The organism is Ensifer sp. PDNC004, assembly GCF_016919405.1.
In the GTDB taxonomy this organism is placed as follows: domain Bacteria; phylum Pseudomonadota; class Alphaproteobacteria; order Rhizobiales; family Rhizobiaceae; genus Ensifer.
Genome location: NZ_CP070352.1, coordinates 714,360 through 733,906, shown reverse-complemented (window position 1 = coordinate 733,906; position 19,547 = coordinate 714,360). Strand labels below are relative to the sequence as shown.

Annotated in this window: 19 protein-coding genes; 10 read left to right on the top strand and 9 right to left on the bottom strand. The window is 63.9% G+C overall.

The features are described from left to right. Nucleotides 1-117: 117 nt before the first annotated feature. From JVX98_RS03255 to JVX98_RS03215, 9 genes are all read left to right on the top strand, one after another. Nucleotides 118-1,026 (top strand): AraC family transcriptional regulator, encoded by a 909-nt coding sequence (locus JVX98_RS03255; protein WP_205236845.1) that lies wholly within the window; start codon nucleotides 118-120, stop codon nucleotides 1,024-1,026. 226 nt (nucleotides 1,027-1,252) lie between these two features. After that, nucleotides 1,253-2,161 (top strand): AraC family transcriptional regulator, encoded by a 909-nt coding sequence (locus JVX98_RS03250; protein ID WP_205236844.1) that lies wholly within the window; start codon nucleotides 1,253-1,255, stop codon nucleotides 2,159-2,161. A gap of 146 nt (nucleotides 2,162-2,307) precedes the next feature. Further along, nucleotides 2,308-2,958, top strand: a complete 651-nt coding sequence (locus tag JVX98_RS03245; RefSeq protein ID WP_043623178.1) for a hydrolase — start codon at nucleotides 2,308-2,310, stop codon at nucleotides 2,956-2,958. Between the two features lie 86 nt (nucleotides 2,959-3,044). Further along, complete coding sequence (locus tag JVX98_RS03240) at nucleotides 3,045-3,332, top strand: XapX domain-containing protein (RefSeq protein ID WP_205236843.1); 288 nt, start codon at nucleotides 3,045-3,047, stop codon at nucleotides 3,330-3,332. A 2-nt stretch (nucleotides 3,333-3,334) separates the two neighbouring features. Then, on the top strand, nucleotides 3,335-5,317 hold the full coding sequence (locus JVX98_RS03235; protein ID WP_205236842.1) for an amidohydrolase: 1,983 nt from the start codon (nucleotides 3,335-3,337) through the stop codon (nucleotides 5,315-5,317). A gap of 17 nt (nucleotides 5,318-5,334) precedes the next feature. Beyond that, the gene (locus tag JVX98_RS03230; RefSeq protein WP_192449434.1) at nucleotides 5,335-5,550 is read left to right on the top strand and encodes a hypothetical protein; all 216 of its coding nucleotides are present in this window, start codon (nucleotides 5,335-5,337) and stop codon (nucleotides 5,548-5,550) included. Nucleotides 5,551-5,672: 122 nt separating this feature from the next. Then, nucleotides 5,673-6,059, top strand: coding sequence for a DoxX family protein (locus JVX98_RS03225; protein ID WP_205236972.1), 387 nt, complete (start codon nucleotides 5,673-5,675; stop codon nucleotides 6,057-6,059). After that, nucleotides 6,056-7,657: an MFS transporter gene (locus JVX98_RS03220; protein ID WP_205236841.1), complete on the top strand. Its 1,602-nt coding sequence runs from the start codon at nucleotides 6,056-6,058 to the stop codon at nucleotides 7,655-7,657. The genes JVX98_RS03225 and JVX98_RS03220 overlap by 4 nt, the downstream gene beginning before the upstream one ends. Nucleotides 7,658-7,743: 86 nt before the next feature. Continuing rightward, nucleotides 7,744-8,574 carry an alpha/beta fold hydrolase gene (locus tag JVX98_RS03215; RefSeq protein ID WP_192449436.1) on the top strand — a complete coding sequence of 277 codons (831 nt, stop codon included), beginning with the start codon at nucleotides 7,744-7,746 and terminating at the stop codon, nucleotides 8,572-8,574. A 223-nt stretch (nucleotides 8,575-8,797) separates the two neighbouring features. Here JVX98_RS03215 and JVX98_RS03210 read toward each other — a convergent pair whose 3' ends face one another. Next, nucleotides 8,798-9,439: a DUF5074 domain-containing protein gene (locus JVX98_RS03210; RefSeq protein WP_205236840.1), complete on the bottom strand. Its 642-nt coding sequence runs from the start codon at nucleotides 9,437-9,439 to the stop codon at nucleotides 8,798-8,800. A gap of 10 nt (nucleotides 9,440-9,449) precedes the next feature. Then, nucleotides 9,450-10,670, bottom strand: a complete 1,221-nt coding sequence (locus tag JVX98_RS03205) for a helix-turn-helix domain-containing protein (RefSeq protein WP_205236839.1) — start codon at nucleotides 10,668-10,670, stop codon at nucleotides 9,450-9,452. A 320-nt stretch (nucleotides 10,671-10,990) separates the two neighbouring features. On the opposite strand from JVX98_RS03205, the gene JVX98_RS03200 reads away from it, so the two are divergent. Next, nucleotides 10,991-12,205 (top strand): MFS transporter, encoded by a 1,215-nt coding sequence (locus tag JVX98_RS03200; protein ID WP_205236838.1) that lies wholly within the window; start codon nucleotides 10,991-10,993, stop codon nucleotides 12,203-12,205. A gap of 81 nt (nucleotides 12,206-12,286) precedes the next feature. On the opposite strand, the gene JVX98_RS03195 is transcribed toward JVX98_RS03200, so the two are convergent. The 7 genes from JVX98_RS03195 to JVX98_RS03165 form a co-directional block, all read right to left on the bottom strand. Beyond that, nucleotides 12,287-13,591 carry an MFS transporter gene (locus JVX98_RS03195; protein WP_205236837.1) on the bottom strand — a complete coding sequence of 435 codons (1,305 nt, stop codon included), beginning with the start codon at nucleotides 13,589-13,591 and terminating at the stop codon, nucleotides 12,287-12,289. Next, a complete protein-coding gene (locus JVX98_RS03190; protein WP_205236836.1) occupies nucleotides 13,588-14,265 on the bottom strand; it encodes a FadR/GntR family transcriptional regulator in 678 nt (225 codons plus the stop codon). Before JVX98_RS03190 ends, JVX98_RS03195 begins: the two co-directional genes overlap by 4 nt. A gap of 232 nt (nucleotides 14,266-14,497) precedes the next feature. Then, nucleotides 14,498-14,839, bottom strand: a complete 342-nt coding sequence (locus tag JVX98_RS03185) for an STAS domain-containing protein (protein ID WP_043624455.1) — start codon at nucleotides 14,837-14,839, stop codon at nucleotides 14,498-14,500. Nucleotides 14,840-14,852: 13 nt separating this feature from the next. Further along, complete coding sequence (locus tag JVX98_RS03180) at nucleotides 14,853-15,413, bottom strand: ATP-binding protein (protein ID WP_043624452.1); 561 nt, start codon at nucleotides 15,411-15,413, stop codon at nucleotides 14,853-14,855. Nucleotides 15,414-15,417: 4 nt separating this feature from the next. Next, nucleotides 15,418-17,778 carry a SpoIIE family protein phosphatase gene (locus tag JVX98_RS03175; RefSeq protein WP_192449442.1) on the bottom strand — a complete coding sequence of 787 codons (2,361 nt, stop codon included), beginning with the start codon at nucleotides 17,776-17,778 and terminating at the stop codon, nucleotides 15,418-15,420. After that, on the bottom strand, nucleotides 17,775-18,950 hold the full coding sequence (locus JVX98_RS03170; RefSeq protein WP_043624447.1) for a class I SAM-dependent methyltransferase: 1,176 nt from the start codon (nucleotides 18,948-18,950) through the stop codon (nucleotides 17,775-17,777). Before JVX98_RS03170 ends, JVX98_RS03175 begins: the two co-directional genes overlap by 4 nt. After that, on the bottom strand, nucleotides 18,947-19,465 hold the full coding sequence (locus tag JVX98_RS03165) for a ubiquinone biosynthesis methyltransferase UbiE (protein WP_205236835.1): 519 nt from the start codon (nucleotides 19,463-19,465) through the stop codon (nucleotides 18,947-18,949). Before JVX98_RS03165 ends, JVX98_RS03170 begins: the two co-directional genes overlap by 4 nt. Between the last annotated feature and the right edge of the window lie 82 nt (nucleotides 19,466-19,547).

The window sequence follows — 19,547 nt, the reverse complement described above, 5'->3', positions numbered from 1 at the left end:
TTTGACGCTCGGCGATACATCGCTGGATTCGCCTCTTCATTGCGACAGTCAACCGTTGTAGCATCCGCCCGGCCGCTGAAGCGGGTGGCTGAGCTGGAAATCGGGAGACCCTGACCGATGGCCTTGCAAGAGGGAATGAGCGCAGACGAACGCACACCGCGTCCTATCGTCAAGCGGATCAGCGCCGGCGACATCACTGTCACGAGGACCTTTTCGGATCGCTTCGACCTGGAGGTCGGGCCGCTGATCCCGGTCGCCGACGCCTTCAACGTCATTGTCCAGATGCGTGACTTCGAGGCGCACCGCCTGTGGCGGCGCGGCGAACTTGTTTATGAGGGTGGGCACCCGAAGGCTTCGCTTGCGATCACCGACCTTCGCGACCAATGGCAGTGCCATCATCTGTCGCCCTTCGACAATGTCCGCTTCCACATCCCCTTTGCCTCGATGCGCAGCTTCACAGAAAGGGCCGGGCGCGGCGAATATGTGTCGCTTTCTCCCGTACAGGGGCGTGTGGATCCTGTCATGTTCGGCCTTGCCCAGGCACTGCTGCCTTCGCTCGACGAGCCGGAACGAGCCAATCTGCTGTTCGTCGAACAGATCAATCTTGCCGCATTGGCCTATCTCAGCCAGGCCTATGGCGGCCTGCACTTCCCCGTCGACAAGAAGGGGACGCTGGCGCCATGGCAGGAGAGGCTGGCGACGGAGTTTCTGGTCGCCCATTTCAACACGCCGTTTTCGATCGGCGATCTCGCTACCCAGTGCGAGCTATCACGTAGCTATTTCAACAAGGCCTTCAAGGAGAGCTTCGGGCGTACTCCGTCCAGGTGGCTGTCCGAATATCGGATCGCGCGGGTCAAGGAGTGCTTGCTTCAGGACACGCCCCTTGCTGAAATCGCAATCCATTGCGGCTTTGCCGACCAGAGCCACATGACCCGGGTTTTCACCAGCCAGACGGGGGAAACGCCGGCGCGCTTCCGGAAAAAGAACCGGTCGGTCATCGTCGCTGTGAACCGACCTCCGCAATAACGTGGAAAGAGGGCGCGCCCTCATGCAAAATTTTCAAAACAGATGAAAAACGTGCAAGAATGATGCGGCGACCGGGGCAATCATAGGGCCGCTCCTGCAAACGATTTGGCGAACCCCAGAGTGAATCCCGTGCACGTTTTCCATGCGCACGGCGATCCGCATTCTTCGTTTTCGTCATCGCGGCAGGAAGATTTGCGGATGGTTTCGACACATAGGAGCGAAGACGATGACGAATGCTTCCGCTGCCTCGGCCGGAACCCGACGGCGCGACAGTCTCGGATGCTCGCTCGATCGGCTGGATGACGATAGGACGATCGAAGGCCGAGACATGGTCTTCTATCGCAAGCGGTCGACAGCGGGACCGCCGGGCCAGGTCACGACACCTGGCAACGGGCGGGGTTATCTGATCGGCCTGTCGCTTGTCGGCGGTCATAGCCGCCGCGTTTTTGGAGCGCACCACTCTGTGACCCAGGAGTTCAGCCAAAACTCGGTCTACGTCAGGAACTTTTCCGACGACTACAAGGCCGATCTCAAAGGGTCGTTCGATTTCACCTTGCTCGAAATCGGCCACGGAGCGCTCGAGCGCATCGCAGATGCGGCAAATGCTTCCGGCGTCAACGAGCTTCGGTCCGTTTCTGGCTCGCCCGACCCTGTTCTCGGCGGCATGCTCGGCGCTTTGTTTGCTTCGGTCGACGGATACACGGATAGAAGCGCGTTGTTTGTCGACCAGCTCTCGGTGGCAATCGGCGTGCATATGGTCCGGCAGTACGGCAACGGCCGTGGCGAGAGCCTGGCCGGGGGGCGCAGGCTTTCGCAGCGCTGCCAGGCAAAGATCCGCGATCTGGTGCAATCCCGCCTCAATGGCGAGCTGACCGTCGAAGAATTGGCTGCGACCTGCAACCTGTCGCAGGCGGCTTTTCTGCGTGCCTTTCGCGAGACCATGGGGAGCACGCCCTATCGTTGGTTGCTGCAGCAAAGGATCGAAAAGGCCAAGGATCTGCTGCAGTTCTCGCCCACATCCTTAAGTGAAATTGCGGTCGTCTGCGGCTTTTCGGACCAGAGCCACTTTACCCGGGCCTTTGCGCAGGCCGCGGGTGCCACGCCGCGCCAGTGGCGGCGCAGCCGGCAGTCGTAACCCTCTGAAACTACACGCGCCCTGCTGGCTGAAGGCGAGCGAAATTTTCAAAAATCCACCTTTGGCGACAAGAACGGGTCGCCGGTCGGCGGCATAGTTGGGCCTCTCCAATCGGAGCTCAGTTTCAACAGTAAGAGGTCACGACCATGTCTGCGACAGCGACCCCCGGCAAACTCCTCGTCTCGCCCAAGGACCACACCCTGATCATGATCGACTTCCAGTCGCAGATGTCTTTTGCGACCAAGTCGATCGACGCGGTGCTCCTGCGCAACAACGCAGCACTCGTCGCCAATGCGGCGGCAGGTTTCGGCGTTTCGACCATCCTCACGACCGTTGCCGAAAAGACCTTCTCCGGCCCGATGTTCTCCGAGATCACTGATGCCTTCCCCGGCCAGAAGCTGCTGGACCGCACGTCCATGAACACCTGGGAAGACGCGGCCGTGATCGAAGAAGTCAACCGCATTGGCAAGAAGCGCCTGGTCATGTGCGGGCTGTGGACCTCGGTCTGCATCGTCGGCCCGACACTTTCGGCGCTCGACCAGGGCTTCGAGGTCTATGTCATCGCGGATGCCTGCGGCGACGTTTCGGACGAGGCGCACGAGCGGGCGATGGACCGCATGGTGCAGGCCGGCGTCCGACCGATGACCTCGCTGCAATACATGCTCGAGCTGCAGCGCGACTGGGCGCGCACCGAGACCTACGACATGACCACCGGCATCGCCAAGAAGTTCGGCGGCTCGTACGGCCTCGGCATCATCTACGCCAAGTCGATGTTCGGCGCCTCCGAGGGCCACTGACAGAACGCCTCCGCGCTCCAGATTAACGCTCTGGCCGCCGCGCTGCGGCCGGAGCGGCACCTTTATCCCGTGAAGGAGTTGTGGCGATGAAGATGTACCTTCTCTCGCTCGGAGCCGGGCTGCTCGTCGGCGTCATCTATGCGCTGCTCAATGTCCGCTCGCCGGCGCCGCCGGTCATCGCGCTGATCGGTCTGCTCGGCATTCTCATCGGGGAGCAGTCCGTGCCCCTGGTCAAGCGCGCCCTGTCGGGTGAGCCGGTCAACCTCTCCTGGTTCAATCGGCAGTGCATGCCGCATGTGTTCGGCCATCTGCCCGGCGGGCAGGCCGCGGCTGGCGTGGTGAAGGATGCAGCCGGCAACGACGAGAGGGCCTGACGATGCCGACAAGACGCTCGTTCCTCGGTGCAGCCTCGTCGCTGGCGCTGCCCGCGCTCTTTTCGTCGGCCCGCACCGCCGGCGCCCAACAGACCGGAGATACCTCGATGACGCCCGACCTGATCCTTCACAACGGCCAAGTGACGACGCTCGACCGCGCCAACCCGATGGCCACCGCCGTTGCCGTTAAGGACGGCCTGATTCACGCTGTTGGTGACGACAGGACGATCATGGCGCTGGCGGGCTCAGGCACAAAGACGATCGACCTCAAGGGCAAGCGCGTCCTGCCGGGCTTGAACGACAACCATACCCACGTCGTGCGCGGCGGCCTCAACTTCAACATGGAGCTGCGCTGGGACGGCGTGCGCTCGCTCGCCGATGCGATGGACATGCTGAAGCGGCAGGCGGCGATCACGCCGGCGCCGCAATGGGTGCGGGTCGTCGGCGGCTTCACCGAGCACCAGTTCGCCGAAAAGCGGTTGCCGACGATCGACGAGATCAATGCGGTTGCGCCCGATACGCCGGTGTTCCTGCTGCATCTCTATGACCGGGCTCTGCTCAACGCCGCGGCGCTCCGCGCAGTCGGCTACACCAGGGACACGCCGAACCCTCCGGGTGGCGAGATCACGCGCGACGCCAGCGGCAACCCGACCGGGCTGCTCTTGGCCAAGCCCAATGCCGGCATCCTTTATTCGACGCTTGCCAAGGGGCCTAAGCTGCCCTTCGACTATCAGGTCAATTCGACCCGTCATTTCATGCGCGAGCTCAATCGGCTCGGCGTTACCAGCGTCATCGACGCCGGCGGCGGCTTCCAGAACTATCCGGATGACTATGCCGTCATCCAGAAGCTCTCGGACGAGGGTCAGATGACGGTCCGCCTTGCCTACAACCTCTTCACCCAGAAGCCGAAGCAGGAGAAGGACGACTTCCTGAAATGGACGTCGTCGGTCAAGTACAAGCAGGGCAATGACTATTTCCGTCACAACGGTGCCGGCGAGATGCTGGTGTTTTCCGCCGCCGACTTCGAGGACTTCCGCGAGCCGCGCCCGGACATGTCGCCGGAGATGGGGGGCGAACTCGAAGAGGTCGTGCGCATTCTTGCCGAGAACCGCTGGCCCTGGCGACTGCATGCCACCTATGACGAGACGATCACCCGTGCGCTCGACGTCTTCGAGAAGGTCAACCGGGATATCCCGCTTGAGGGCATCAACTGGTTCTTCGACCATGCCGAGACGATCTCCGACCGCTCGATCGACCGGATCGCCGCCCTTGGCGGCGGCATCGCCGTGCAGCATCGCATGGCCTATCAGGGCGAGTACTTCGTCGAGCGTTACGGCCATGGCGTCGCTGAAGCAACGCCACCGGTGGCCAAGATGCTGGCAAAAGGCGTCAACGTCTCCGCCGGCACCGACGCGACCCGCGTCGCCTCCTACAATCCTTGGGTTTCCCTGTCGTGGATGGTGACCGGCAAGACCGTCGGCGGCCTGCAGCTCTACCCGCGCGCCAACTGCCTCGACCGCGAAACGGCGCTTCGGATGTGGACCGAAAAGGTGCAGTGGTTCTCCAACGAGGAAGGCAAGAAAGGGCGGATCGAAAAGGGGCAGTTCGCCGACCTGATCGTACCGAACAAGGACTTTTTCAACTGCGCCGAGGACGAGATCTCGTTCCTGACCTCGGAACTGACCATGGTCGGCGGCAAGATCGTCTATGCGGCGGGCGACTTCGCCGCCCACGACGAGAACCCGGTGCCGCCGGCAATGCCTGACTGGTCGCCGGTTCGCACCTTCGGCGGCTATGCCGCCTGGGGTGAGCCCGAGGGCGCCGGCAAGCGCTCGCTCCGGCGCACCGCGATCACGTCCTGCGGCTGCGCCAGCGATTGCGGCGTCCATGGTCACGACCATGCCGGCGCCTGGACGTCGAAACTGCCGATCGCTGATCTCAAGGGCTTCTTCGGCGCGCTCGGCTGTTCCTGCTGGGCGGTGTAGCGGAAGGGAGACGCAAAATGCGAACGATAGCCGGCAGCGTGGCGATGGCCGCGATTGCGCTCCTGATCAACGCATCGCTCGGACCGGAGCATGCCTCGGCCTCGCCGACCGAGGGCCTCCGGCACCCCTCTGCGAAAGTCGTCGTGAACCATTCGCCGGCAAAGCACGGAGCCTACTACCAGGGCATATCCCAGAGCGCGATCACGCCTTTGAAGTGGCCGAAAACCCGATGAGGGCGGCCTTGCCGCCCATCAAGCCGAAGACCGCCTGACAAGGAAACGAAAGATTGAGCCTCTCTTCCCTCGAAAACCATCTCGCCGCGCGCCTTCGACCGGGCCGTTCCGGCAACCCCTTCATGTTCGTCGGATTGCTGGCGCTCTGCTCGGCCTACATTCAGGGGCCTTTGACGAAGATCTTCGACTTCCCGGGCGCGCTTGCCGAGATGGAGCACTTCGGTCTCCATCCGGCGCCGCTCTTTGCGGTCGGCGTCATCGTTTTTGAGCTTGGGATGTCGGCTCTCGTTCTCTCGGGCTTTTATCGCTGGGCGGCGGCAGGCGCGCTTGCGGCCTTCACGCTCGCCGCCACCTTGCTTGCCTTCCGCTTCTGGGAGCTGTCGCCCGGCATGGAGCGTGCGATGGCGACAAACGGCTTCTTCGAACATATCGGCCTTGCAGGCGCCTTCGTGCTCGTTGCACTCTATGATCTGAGCGAACGTGCATTCACGGGGAGGGGCGGCCAATGACGCAGGCAGCGACCAACAACGCCGGCACCTTCGCGCCCTTGCGCCAGAAGGTCTTCGCCGTCCTCTGGGTGGCGACGATCATTGGTAATACCGGCAGCTTCATCCGCGATGTCGCCAGCTCCTGGCTCGTCACCGACCTGTCGGCAACGCCCGCTGCCGTCTCGATGATCCAGGCGGCCGCGACGTTGCCGATCTTCCTGCTCGCCATTCCCGCCGGCGTTCTCTCCGATATTCTAGACCGCCGCAAATTCCTGATCGTCGTACAGTTCCTGCTCGCCTCCGCGAGCCTTTGCCTGTTGTTCCTCTCCGCAAGCGGACTGCAGTCGGTGACCTCGTTGATTGCGCTGACCTTCGTCGGCGGCATCGGCGCAGCGCTCGTCGCCCCCACCTGGCAGGCGATCGTGCCGGAACTCGTGTCGCGGCCGGACGTCAAGGGCGCGGTCGCGCTGAACTCCCTCGGCATCAACATCTCCCGCGCGATCGGCCCGGCGCTTGGTGGTCTGCTGCTCGCCTGGTTCGGCGCCGCCGTCACCTACGGGGTCGACGTCATCAGCTATGTCTTCGTCATTGCCGCCTTGGTCTGGTGGCGACGGCAGGTGCCGGAGGACGACGCGCTCGCCGAGCGCTTCCTCGGCGCCTTCCGCGCCGGGCTGCGCTATGCGCGCGCCAGCCGCGAGCTGCATGTGGTGCTTTTGCGTGCAGCCGTGTTCTTCGCCTTTTCAAGTGCGGTCTGGGCGCTGCTGCCGCTGGTCGCCCGCCAGCTTCTCGGCGGTGGCGCCAGCTTCTACGGCATCCTGCTCGGCGCCGTCGGCGCCGGCGCGATCGGTGGCGCGCTGGTGATGCCGCGGCTGCGCGCGCGAATGGATGCCGACGGGTTGCTGCTGTTGTCGGCGGTCCTGACTGCCGCCGTCATGGGCGTGCTCTCCTTCGCACCGGCGCAATGGGTGGCAGTCGCCGCACTGCTCGTCTGCGGTGCGGCCTGGATCACGGCATTAACGACCCTGAATAGCACCGCGCAAGCGATCCTGCCCAACTGGGTGCGCGGCCGCACGCTCGCCGTCTATCTGACCGTCTTCAATGGCGCGATGACCGGTGGCAGCCTTGCCTGGGGCGCGACAGCCTCCGCGATCGGCGTGCCCTTCACGCTGGCCGTTGCGGCCATCGGCCTTCTCTCCGTCGGCTTCGCCTTCCACGCCATGAAGCTGCCGAAAGGTGAGGCGGATCTCATTCCTTCCAATCATTGGCCGGAGCCGCTGACCAGCGAGCCGGTCGAACACGACCGCGGACCGGTTCTCGTCCTGATCGAATACACGATCGACAAGGCGGATCGGTCCGAGTTCCTGAAGGCGCTCGCCCGCCTGTCGCATGAGCGGCGGCGCGACGGCGCCTATGGCTGGGGCGTGACCGAGGACGCGGCCGATCCCGGACGGCTGGTCGAATGGTTCATGGTGGAATCCTGGGCCGAACACCTGCGCCAGCACAAGCGCGTGTCGAAGGCCGATGCCGACATTCAGGACGACGTCCGCCGCTACCACAAGGGGCCGGCCGCTCCGGTCGTCAACCACTTTCTCGCGATCAACCATCCCCATCTCGGTTGACGCGGACCGCACGTCCCGGCGCGGATCCCGCGCCGGGGGCCAGATCTCGAAGACATGTACCCAACCCAAACAAAGGAACCGTTCCCATGACCGAGAACTTCGTCAGGACTGAAGACGGCGTCGATATCTTCTACAAGGATTGGGGCTCGGGCCAGCCCATCGTCTTTCACCACGGCTGGCCGCTGTCGGCGGACGACTGGGACGCGCAGATGCTCTATTTCGTCAACAAGGGCTTTCGCGTCATCGCCCACGACCGCCGTGGTCATGGCCGTTCGACGCAGGTGAGCGAGGGCCACGACATCGCCCATTATGCGAAGGACGTTGCGGCGGTGACCACCAAGCTCGGCCTCAGCGATGCCATCCACATCGGCCATTCCACCGGCGGCGGCGAAGCGGTGGCGTATGTGGCGCGGCATGGGGGCGGCCGAGTTTCCAAGCTGATCATCGTCGGCGCCGTGCCGCCGATCATGGTCAAGACGGCGAACAATCCGGGCGGCCTGCCGATCGAAGTGTTCGATGGTTTCCGGGCGGCGCTTGCTGCGAACCGGGCGCAATTCTTCCTCGACGTTCCGAGCGGTCCGTTCTACGGCTACAACCGCCCCGGTGCCGAAGCGTCGCAGGGCGTCATCCGCAACTGGTGGCGCCAGGGCATGATGGGCAGCGCCAAGGCGCACTACGAAGGCATCAAGGCCTTCTCGGAAACCGACTTCACCGAAGACCTGAAGGCGATCGACGTGCCGACGCTCGTGATGCACGGTGACGACGACCAGATCGTGCCGATCGACGACAGCGCGCGACTGGCGGTGAAGCTGCTGAAGAACGGCACGCTCAAGGTCTACGAGGGTTATCCACATGGGATGTTGACAACCCATGCCGATGTCATCAATCCCGACCTGCTCGCCTTCATTAAGGCCTAAAGCTCGGGCACGGTCCGCGGTGTCCGGGTATTGCGGACCGTGCCGGGACAACGCTACTGCATGGTTCCCTATTCATCGCTGGTTTTGCGGACGGAACATGCAGCGCTTCGAAGCGCTACAGCGCCCTCTATGCGCCTCAAAGGCGCGCGGCGCTGTAGTGCCGGCGCCGCATCGACAACGGCGCGCAGCCGTAGTTGTCACCAGCAGATCATCGTCAGTGGTTTCAGCGCGCCCGCTTCGGTCGGCGAACCGCCCGGACGACGCCGCTCGGGCCGCCGCCACAGAAGAAGCGTTCGCCGCCATCGGATTCCAGGCCCGAGACGCCCATTCCGGACGGCATGGCGACCGTTTCAAGCACGGCTCCCGTTTGCGGATCGATGCGCCTGAGATCGCTTTCGTCGCCTTCCCAGGTGCCGTGCCAGAGTTCGCCATCGACCCAGGTCACCCCAGTCACCACGCGCTTGGATTCGATCGTGCGCAGGATTGCGCCGTTCTCGGGATCGATCTGATGAATTTTGCGGCCCCGATGCTGCCCGACCCAAAGCGTGCCCTCGGCCCAGGCAAGGCCGGAATCGCCGCCGCCGCCCGGTGCCGGGATCGTTGCGAGAATCTTCCCGGTTTCCGGATCGATCTTCTGGATGCGATCTTCGGCAATCTGGAAGAGGTGCTTGCCGTCAAACGCGGTGCCGGCATGGGCGGCGACGTCGATCGAACGGACAGGCGCACCGTTTTCCGGGTCGAAGGCGTTGATCGTATCACCCGCGGCAAACCACACGTTGCGGCCGTCGAAGGTGACGCCGTGGACCTGGTCTGCCCCGGGGAACGGGCCATAGATGTGGATGATTTCGGCTTCGGATCTTTTCATGGGGCTGATCCTATTCGTTTGGCAAAGGGCCGGGGAGTAACAAGACTGTCGGGAATGCGGCAATGGGCGGCACGACCCAACGCCGTGCCCGTCCGCGCCCGATCGGTATGACCTTGCCTTGCGAGGCGAGCTCTTCGAGCGCCCGTTGCACGGTGCGCGCGCTGGCGTCGAGCGCGATTGCGAGCGCTGAACTCGACCAGGCCTCGCCATCCGCCAGCAGCGCCTGCATGGTGGCATGCCGCTCGTCGACGGGCGGCGCAAGGACGACAACCTTGTGCTTGCCGTGCGGCACCAGCCGAAAGCCGTCGCTTGTCGCCTTGATATCTGCAAGCGGGCGCAGTTCCTCGCGCAGCCGGCCGATTTCGACGCGCAGCCTTGCGCGGTGGGATTCATCGACATGCCGTGCGCCGAAGGCGCGGGCAAGCAAGGTGCGCCGCGAGACGTCTCCCGGCCAGGCTTCACCAAGCGTGCGCGCCAGCGCAAAGAGCACCGGCCGGGTGGCTAGCGTGCACAGGGTCGCTTGTCTTCTGACGAGGTTCCGGCAGGCATCGACGACCAGGGCGCCGGAAGCAAGCAGCTCTTCGACCTCGCCCAGCTGCAGCGAACGCTCTTCCCCTTCCGCCATCAGGCGGGCAGCCGGCGCTTTGAGCACGGCGGCCGCGTTCTCGACTTCGAGGATCAGGGCCGGAATGCCGGTCGCCCGTGCCGCCTCATCCGCGCGCCTGAAGGCGGCGGTGGCGGCCTCGGTTCGCAGTCGGCGCACGGCGATGCCAGCGAGCGCCAATTCGTGGGCGGCTTTCGACAGCGGTGTCAGCCATGCCGTATCGATGCCGGCAAGAAGGTCCTCGGCCTCGTCCAGCCGGCCGATCAAGAGCAGCCGCCGCGCGCTGAGATTGCGGGCGTGGGCGGCGTTGAGGTGGTCGCCATGGGCTTCGAGCGTCGAGCGGGCGGCGTCGAGCGCCCGCGTCGGCCAGGAGAGGTCGCGGGAGACGATGGCGATCTCCGCCTCGGCGACGATGCACCGGGCCCGCGCCACCGCTTCCTTGGGGCCGAAGGCGCGCGCGGCGTTTTTCAGCAGGACCTTTGCGCGAGTGAAGTCGCCAAGCTGGGCCATCGCGATGCCGCGCAGCGCCAGTGCCGGCGGATCGTCACGCAGCGCCACCCGCTTCAGCGCGCCGAGCGGATCGCCCGACGCCAGTGCGCGTGCTGCGGCCGTGATCAGCGAATCCATCGAAATCCCGTCACACTTGTCACTCCCGCAAGCCGTGTCCCAGCTTTTATCTATCTCTCCGGTGGCAACCGACAACAGAAAGAAGCTTGGTCGCACAATCAAGCGGAAACAGTGGGGCGCATGCCTTCAAGACTGCATCGAATGTGAATCCGCAACTATTATGAATTCTTTCGGAGCTCCTGTCGGCTCGGTGCCGGTGCGAGCGTCTTTCAATCGGGCGGATTCGTGGGGATGTCCCAGGTACGGTCCGCCGCGCGATCAGATTGCACAATTTATCGGCGTGGCCGGACGTTCGGCCGGGCGGCTCGAAGGAGATTGCAATGACCAATTCGCATTACCGTTGGGTCATCGTGGCGGCGGGCGGCTTGCTCGGCTGCCTGGCGATCGGCGCCATGTTTTCGCTTCCGGTGTTCCTGCTGCCGATTTCGCGTGATACCGGCTGGTCGGTGACCGGCGTTTCGAGCGCCATGACCATCGGCTTCCTGGCCATGGCCTTTGCCAGCATCGCCTGGGGCAGCCTTTCCGACCGGTGGGGCGCACGCCCGATCGTGCTCATTGGCTCGGTGCTCCTGGCTGTCAGCCTGATGGCGGCAAGCTGGGCGACCTCGCTGATCGCCTTCCAGATCCTCTTCGGTGTCGTCGTCGGCACGGCGACGGCCGCGATCTTCGCGCCGATGATGGCCTGCGTGACCGGCTGGTTCGACACGCATCGGAGCCTCGCTGTCTCGCTCGTGTCTGCCGGCATGGGCATGGCGCCGTTGACGATGTCGCCTTTTGCCGCCTGGCTGGTTTCCGCCTACGACTGGAGGACCGCTCTCCAGATCATCGCGCTCGTCGTCGCCGTCATCATGATCCCGGTCTCGTTCCTCGTTCGCCAGGCGCCGGCCCTTGCCGGCGGCGCTGCCGCGGCGTCGCCCGAGGAAGAGCCGCAGTCGTCGATGACGACCAGCCAGGTGCTGAAATCGCCGCTCTTCATCATCCTGCTCCTGACCAACTTCTTCTGCTGCGCCACCCATTCCGGCCCGATCTTCCACACGGTGAGCTACGCCATCACGTGCGGTATTCCGGTCATGGCGGCCGTGTCGATCTACAGCGTCGAGGGTCTCGCCGGCATGGGCGGCCGCGTCGTCTTCGGCCTGCTCGGTGACCGCTTCGGGGCCAAGCGCGTGCTGGTTCTCGGATTGCTCGCCCAGGCCTTCGGGGCGCTTGCCTATGTCTTTGCCGCCGGGCTCGGCTCGTTCTACGCGGTCGCGGCCCTGTTCGGCTTCATCTATGCGGGCGTCATGCCGCTTTATGCGGTGCTTGCGCGTGAGAATTTCCCCTTGCGGATGATGGGGACGGTGATCGGCGGAACGGCGATGGCCGGCAGCCTCGGCATGGCGACGGGACCGATTGCCGGGGGTCTGATCTATGATGCGCTGGCGAGCTACACCTGGCTCTATATCGGCTCCTGGGGCATCGGCCTCGGCGCGTTCCTGATCGCGCTCACCTTCCGGCCAGCGCCGCGCTACCAGCCGGTGGCGGCCGCGGCCTGATCCGAGCGCTGACCGCGAGAAAAAGGGCTCCGCCTGGGAAGGGGGAGCCCTTTGGATTGTTCTAACTCCAATCCGTCCGTCTTAGCGCTCATCTATCCGGACGGTTCGCGCACCGACATGCAGCGCCCGTCCCGCGCCCATTCCCATGATCGCCACGCCGATGCCGAGCGCGATGAAGAGAATGGCGCTGGCGGCGAAGCTGCCGGTCCAACTGCGGATGAAGCCGACAAGCAGCGGGCCAATGGCGGCGAGCACGTAGCCGACGCCCTGGGCCATGCCGGAGAGATGCGCCGCCACGTGGGAATCGGGCGAGCGCAACACGATGAGTGTCATCGCCGCGGCAATGAGGCCGCCCTGGCCGATCCCTTGCAGAACGGCCCAGACGAGCACCGTCGAGAGCGGCGCAAAGAGGATGCCGATCAGTGCGACGACGGCAGCGGCGACGAGCGCCACGCAGACGGCGCGCTGGTCGCGGCGACGGACGGCGAAGGAAGGCACAGCCAAGCATGTGACGACCTGCATCATGATCGACGCGGAGACCACCGCGCCGGCGGTTGCGGCATCGAGGCCACGCTCACGCAGGATCGGCGCCATCCAGCCGAAAACGCAATAGGCGAGCGCGGATTGCAGCCCCATGAACAGGGTCACCTGCCAGGCGAGCCGATCGCGCCAGAGGCCGACGACGCGGAAGCCGCTGTGGCGAGCTTGCGCCTTGCCGCGCAGCGCCTGCGGCGCCCAGATCATCAGTACGATGAGGGCGGGTACCGCCCAGGCCGCAAGCGCGCCGGACCAGGAGCCGACCACATGGTGTTCGATCGTCAGCGTCAGGCCGGCGGCGCCGGCAGCACCGGCGCAGAGCGCCATGGTGTAAAGGCCCGTCATCATCGCGGCCCGGTCGGGAAAGTCACGCTTGACAAGACCTGGAAGCAGCACGTTGCCGATCGCGATCGCCGCGCCCGCGGCAAATGTCGAAAGGAAAAGCAGCGGCACGGACTGGATGCCGCGCAGGCCGGTGCCGAGCGTGAGCAGCACGAGCACCCCGAGAAGCGTGCGTTCGGCGCCGAAGCGCTGCGCGAGCTTCGGCGCAAGCGGCGCGAAGAGGCCGAGGCAAAGCACCGGCAGGGTGGTGAGCACGCTGGCGCTTGCGGTGGAAAGGCCGGTCGCCTGCATCACTTCGGGCAGCAACACCGAAAGGCTCGAAAACAGCGGCCGGAGGTTGAAGGCGATGAGCACGAGGCTGGCGCCCAAAAGGATGCGGGCGTTGCGGCTCAGCACCGGTGGCTGCGGGGCTGGCACGCTGTCGGCCTCGGCATCGATCAGCTGATCTTCGATGTCCAGCGGTTCGACGGCTTCGGTTTTGTGGGCGTCACGAAAAGTCTGGTTCATTGGGAAAGTAGCCGATCAAGTTCAGCGAGGACGGGGGCCATGAACGCCCGAACGGCGGCCGCGGCCTTGTCCGGGTCACTGGTCGCTATGGCCTCGACGATAGCCGCATGCGCCCGGTCGTCCGGCTCCGGCAGGTCGCCCGACAGCGTCGAGTGGATGGTTTCGAGAATGGCCGAGGTGAAAAAGTCATAGAGCTCGACGATCGCCCTGTTGCCGGAGGCTTCGACGATCGACCGGTGGAAAGCGATATCGCGTCGGCCGAAGGCCTCACGCCCGCCATCGGCAACCGTACCGCGGGCGAGAAGAAGGCGCTTCATCTGTTCCAGATCCTTGGGCGTATGCCGGAGCGCCGCCAGGCGGGCGGCTTCCACGTCGAGGGCCGCGCGCGCCTCCCACTGGTCGCGCAGGCTCGCCCGCTTGACGCGGTCAAGCGCGCCGGAACTGTCGACCGTCGAGCGGACATAGGTACCGGAGCCCTGGCGGGCGTCGAGCAGCCCTTTCGAGATCAGGACGCGAACGGCCTCGCGCACGGTCCCGCGGCTCACCGCCAGGAGTTCCGTCAGCGCCGTCTCGTTGGGAATACGCTCGCCAATGGCCCAGCGGCCGCCGAGGATTTCCGCCCGCAGGCTTTCGGCAGCGCTCTCGGCAAGGCTCGTACGATTGATCGGTTGCATCGTCTGCTCATCAAGTCATCGGATGATTTGACCGATAGGGCGAGGCGTTCGGAGAGTCAAGCGTGACGACGAGAGGGAGAGAAAGGTGTAGAGGGCGCGCGACCGCTCTTGCCGACCGCATTTGTCATCGGCTGGTAGCGCTGGTTCGCATACACAACGCGCATCGCGCGCCGGTGGGGCGCGCGATGCTCAGGCTTTAACTACGGGAACCGGTTCCCGGCACGGTGCGATCTCAGTTGAGCCTGAGATCGAGGCCGGGGTGCAGCTTCTTGAGGTTCGGCAGCGATTTCGACTGCCACGGGATCTCCGAGGTTCCGCGCACCGTCAATTGCACGTTCGGGCGGTTGCGTGCCTCGATCGTCAGCTTGGCGAGCAGGTTGATCCCGGACGAGTTCAGGAACTGCAGTTCGGTGAGGTCGATCGTGACGTGCTCAGGCTCGGTCTCCAGCACGCCCATCACCGTCGAGAAGATCGGCGCATAGGCTTCCGTTCCCGGCAGCCGCATCGTGCCTTCAAAATGAATATCGTTGCCTTCGGACCAAACGCGATACTCTTCTTCGTCCTTGTTTTCCATGTTCACCGGCTCATCAGTTCGAGAGGTCTGGGACCGCAATGGAGGCATAAGTCTCCAATGAGGTTTCGCCGTCGTCACCCTGGGCGCCAAAAACCCAAGCGAAACGAACGCCATAATCGCTCATCAGCGTCAAAAGACCAAGCCCCGAGCCGCTCTTGCCGAGCCCGGTTGCGTTGGCTTCGATGCGCTCGATGAGCAGGTCGCCCGGGTCGCCGTCGGCGATCTCGGACAAAAGATCCTGGAAGCGCGCGGCCGCTTCGTTGTCGATCACGTTCGACACTTTCGTGCGGAAGCTTTGAGCCTCGAGGGCGGCCTCGACGACTACGGACCCGGAAGCGCGGAACTTCACGGCATTCTCGACCAGTTCGTTGGTCAGGTAGCCGATGTTGTGGCGCACTTCCCGATAGGTGTTGCGCGACGCGCGGTAGCGCAGCGCCGCCAGTTCCGCGACGAAATCCGAAGCCATGGCGCAATGCTTCCAGCTGAGATCCAGCGGCCCGTCGTAGAGACGCAACCGGGTCATCTTCTGGTGGGCGCCGATCGTCAGGTCCGCCAGTCCGTAGAGCGTGGTCATCTGATCACCTGTGTCTCATGACGACGAGTGTGATGTCGTCGTAGATCTTCTGCTTGCCGATATGCGCCATCAGGTCCTCGATGATACCCGATTTGACGTCCTCGGCGCTCTGTCCGTAAAACTTTCCGGCACTCTCGCACAGTCGCTCGATGCCAAACAGTTCGCCCTTGGCGTTCGCAGCCTCGGTCACGCCGTCCGTGTGCAGCACGATCATGTCGCCGCGACCGAAGGAGATCTCGCGGGTGGCAACAAAGCGCGAAATGTCCGATTCCAGGCCGATCGGCAGGCCGAGGTCGAGCGTGTCGATCCGCTCGATTTCAGCTCCCTTGCGAACGACGATCAGTTCTTCGTGCTGCCCCGACAGCGTCAGGCGGCCGGCGTCGTAGTCGAGGAAGGCGAGCGACAGATGCTTGTCGGTGTTGGTGCGCACGATGTTCTTGTAGATGGCGCGGTTGAGGCGATTGAGGAACTGCTCCGGGTCCATGTCGCCGGCTTCCTGCAGGGCTCTTGCGACCGACTGCACCATCAGCATCAATACGCCGCTTTCAAGGCCATGGCCGGTCACGTCGCCAATGCCGATCTTCAGCCGCTCGCCGTCGCGCAGCACGTCGTAATAGTCGCCGCCCACCTCGTCGGCCGGTCGCATATAGGCGGCGATTTCGAGATCGGCGATTTCCGCGAGCTCGCCTGCCTTCGGCAGCACCATCATCTGGATCTGCTTGGCAACGGCAAGCTCGGCGCCGAGCCGCAGGTTCTCGCTGCGCAACTGTGTGTTCAGCGTCGAAATCTGATGGTTGGCGTCCTCGAGCTGCTTGGTGCGTTCGGTCACCAGGTTTTCGAGGTTCTCGGTGTGGTAGCTGATCTCCTCAGCCATTCTGTTGAAGGCGATAGCGGCTTCACCGACCTCGTCGCGCGTGGTGATGGGCACACGGACGGAATAGTCCTTCGCTTCGATGCTGGTTGCCGCTCCGGCGAGCGCGCTGATGCCGCGGGTCACCCGCTTGGAGATGCCGAACACGGCGAGCGTGACGAACAGCAGCGAAGCGAGCAGGGCCAGGATCTGGTAGATGAGGATGCGGTTCGTCGCTTCGGAGATACTCGCCTGTGCCGCAAACAGCGAGGCGTAGATTTCCCGCTCCGGTACGACGATGCCGATCGACATGGTCTCGCGGCGCACCGGGCCGGATACCCAGAGGTTCTCCGGCTCGAGCTGCTTCAGGAGTATGAGATAGGGGACCTTCTCACCGGCTTCGTCGAGCAGCACGCGCTGAATGGCGCCATCGGTGCCGAGCGGCAGCTCGGCGATTGCGGGCTGCGCGCTGCGGCGCAGCGAGCGCTCCAGTCCGGTGACGCCTTGTCCACCCGTGTCGCTGGATCGCCGCAGGCCGATCACCTTTTCGCCGACCGGATTGATGGCAAGCACGTTGCCGTCGGACATCACCAGAAATCCGAAGCCGCTGTCGCCGACCTTGACGCTTTCGACGACCTCGGCCAGCTGGTCGAGCGTGATATCGGTTCCGGTCGCTCCGGCGACACCCTTGCGGTCGGGTGTCCAGAGCGGCTGGAAGAAACTGACGATCAGCTTGCCCGAGGCCGCATCGGTGTAGGGGGCCGTCTGCGTGGTATCGGCTGCAACGGGCCTGAGGCTTGGGTTCTTCGCCCATTCCTCCCAGGAATCGTACAGACCGGGGAAGAAGAAGTTCCAGAAGTTGGCTTCGTTGTGGCCGGGATAGAGACGGTCGAACGTCTGCGCCTGGTCCGCATAGGGCGCCATCCGCAAGATCGGCCGTTCCTTTGGCCCGACGTAGTACATCTGCAGTTTGGAGCGGCCGTGCTCAAGCAAGGCAGGCGCAACCAGATCGAGAACGGCACTGTTCTCGATATCGGCCTGCACCTCGGGCAGGGGTCGGTGGTCGGGGCCAAGCAAGTAGCTCCACACGCTTACGCTCGAGAGCTGCCCCGGAAGGTTCTGCGCCCACCCACCTTTGGCATCGTAGGTGACGGTAACGGATTCCGGTGCATGCCGCGCAAGCGCTTCACCGACGTCGGAGCGGCGCACGGGGCGGTCGATCTGCGCCTGGATTACGCCTGCGAGTGTGGCGACGTCGGCGTGAACCTGGCCGAGCAGAAGATTAACCCGTGCGGCCGTCGATTCCGCATAGGTGAGCATGTAATCTTCGTTGGCGTTTTGCAGGCCTTGTCCGACCTCCGTCGTCGCGTCGCGCGACAGCCTTTGAACGTTCCAGAGCGCCAAGCCGCCTGTCAGCAGGAGGTCGAAGAGCACGGCGCTGCCGACCACCAGAACGAACTTGGCGCGAAAGGATCTCAAACCGAACCGGGGACGTTGGATATTGCTCGCGTTCATAGTGGTTTGCGCCCGGACGCTGCCCAGATCGGCCAGCCCGCATAACCCTTCGGATGCAGGGCAGCGAAGACGTGATCCCGGAAGCCCTGACGGAACCGCTCAATGAATTCGGGTGTTTCGCCGTGCCTCACCGCCATGTCCGCAAACATCTTCTCCCAGCCGGCGATGATATCGGCGAAATCCTGTGGATCACCGTCCAGATTGGTGACCATGAAGGATTCGACCAGGATGTCGTCGAAGCCCGTGTCGGCGAGATAGCGCCGGCTCTTCGGCCCGAACTCCACATCGATCTCGAAATTGGTCAAAAGCCGCGCGAGCTCATTGTAGGTCCATTGGATGCTTTGCGCTCGCGGCTCGCCGAGGCAGTGCGAGTTCTTCTCGTTGGTTATGTAGACGCGGCCGCCCGGCTTCACGATTCGATAGAGTTCCTTGAGAAGCAGTTCCGGCTGATTGAAGACCTGCAGCGAGTGGCGGCAGCTCACGAAGTCGAACTGGTTGTCCTCGAGCAGCATCTCCGACGCATCGCCGTAGGTGTATTCGATATCCGTAACGCCGAACTCGGCGGCCACCTTGCGGGCATAGGCGAGGCTCGGCTTCGAGTGGTCTAGGGCGACGATCCGCGACGGCTGGAACTCCTTCTGCGCGAGCACGGCGAAATCGCCGATGCCGCAGCAGATGTCGGCCACGGCGATACCGGGCCGCATGCCGTGGCGGGGCAGGATGGTGCGCTCGTGACGCCAGGTCAATTTCGTCTGCGCGCGCAGGATTGGAATGAAGCTCGTATCCTCGAAATAGTCCTGGCCGGGATAGAACATCGAATCGTAGACCTCGACTGAGATCTGCGGCTCGATCGTGCTCAGGTGCCGGAACATGCGCGTCGTCCAGCTGACGACGCTTGACGTGACGACGATCAGGCGCAGGTCCGACCGCTCGCGGCAGGCGTCGAGGGCCACCCGGATGAAGGCCTGGAAGGCCGTGTTGTTCATCTGGATGAGGCGCTTCACATCGATATAGAGAACGCCGCGCACCGTATCGATCGCTTCCCGCAGCGCATGGATACTCTCGGCGATTTCATCGATCGACCGCGGACGGATCGTTCCGGCAAGCGAGAAGATCTGGCTGTTCGGATCGAAGTCGACCTTGAAACGCTGAGGAAGGCTCGCTGCGATCAACTCACCATTCCTTCAAGGGGAAGATCCACGATCAGGGTGATGGCCGGGGCCGCCTCCTCGTCAAGCCGAAGACGGGCGTCATAGTTGACCGCGAGGTCCAGAAGCACCGATTCCCGGCTGGGGGCAAGGTCGTTGGAAATGGCGTCGAGATAGCGGGCCTGGGCATCGCTCTCACGGGTTTTCGAGACCGCCTCGCGATAGAAGCGCGCCTGACCAGGCGGGCATGGAAAGCTCAGTTGAACCCGTTCCGTGGCGCCTTGGCGATAGATCGACAGGCCGATCTTTCCGTCGGTGGTGCCGCCGCGAAACGAAACTTCCAGAAGCTCGTTGAGGGCGGAGGAAAAGAAGTTCGAATGCCGTACCGGATCGGTCCTGTTGTGGCTGATCATCCGGGCGAGATAGCTCGAGACATGATCGCAATGGTGCCAGTCCGAAAGGAAATCTTCCATCTCCATATCAAACTGAAGCAGCGGCTCGAAAGCCGCTTCCGTGGTCTTGTTGACACTAGCACCCATGCAGCAATGTCCTCCGCACCCCGAACTCTGCCACGGCCATACGCCACTTTCTATAATGATTTCTAACCACGCAACCCCGGGA